The sequence below is a fragment of the Vibrio sp. 1727 genome (assembly GCF_033344415.1).
In the GTDB taxonomy this organism is placed as follows: Bacteria; Pseudomonadota; Gammaproteobacteria; order Enterobacterales; family Vibrionaceae; genus Vibrio; species Vibrio alginolyticus.
Genome location: NZ_JAWPOT010000146.1, coordinates 1 through 861 on the forward strand (window position 1 = coordinate 1; position 861 = coordinate 861).

At 49.0% G+C, this 861-nt stretch carries 2 protein-coding genes; one reads left to right on the forward strand and one right to left on the reverse strand.

Going from position 1 to position 861, the window contains the following annotated elements:
* The coding region (locus R8O10_RS24415) for a response regulator transcription factor (protein ID WP_318191844.1) at positions 1–406 on the forward strand (406 nt) is incomplete at its 5' end.
* 3 nt (positions 407–409) lie between these two features.
* Here R8O10_RS24415 and R8O10_RS24420 read toward each other — a convergent pair.
* On the reverse strand, positions 410–861 hold a 452-nt coding region (locus tag R8O10_RS24420; protein ID WP_318191845.1), incomplete at its 5' end, for a transporter associated domain-containing protein.

Sequence of the window (861 nt, forward strand, 5' to 3'; positions counted from 1 at the left end):
GGAATACCCAGATTTGCCTATCGTCGTGGTATCCGCCAGCGAAGAGCCAACGGTGGTGAGTCAAGTGAAGAGCCATGGTGCGTTTGGCTTTATTCCGAAATCGAGTGATATGCGTGAACTGGTCAATGCACTCAACCAAGTGCTCAATGGCGACCCATACTTCCCTGAAGGGCTGATCACCAATAACGCAGCGTGTAATGATTTAGCAGAGAAGATTGCCGCGCTAACGCCACAGCAATACAAAGTGTTGGGGATGTTGTCTGATGGCTTGCTGAACAAACAAATCGCTTACGAGTTGAATGTATCAGAAGCCACCATCAAAGCACACATGACGGCGATTTTCCGCAAGCTCGGCGTGAAGAACCGCACGCAAGCCGTCATCATGTTAACGGAAATGAATGATTAGGACTTAGTCCTCCTCTTCCCCTTCCTCTTCTTCATTGGGTAAACGTAAACCAACCTTAGTCACTTGGTGATCCACCACGTCCGCGATTACCCATTGCAATCCTTGCCATTCAAACTGGTCGCCCAAAACAGGCGTGCTACCCAGCTGTTCTTCAACAATATTGCTCAAGGTTTTATCTTGCAGTTCATCGCCCAAATTCAAACCGTACATCATCGCCACGTCGGCCAGCTTCACTTCAATATCTAAGAAGAAATCACCAAAGAAACGAGTCAGAGAGGCTTTCTCCGGCGCTTCACTGAACAACAAGCTCAGTGCAGCTAAGTCTTTCTCTTGAGCCAATACACATAGGGTATCGTCTTCTTCCAACCTGGTACTGCCCGATGGGTGAAGCAGTTCTTGATTACGGAAAACAGCCGCAATGCGCGTGCCCTCAGGCATCGACAAACTGCGCAGCG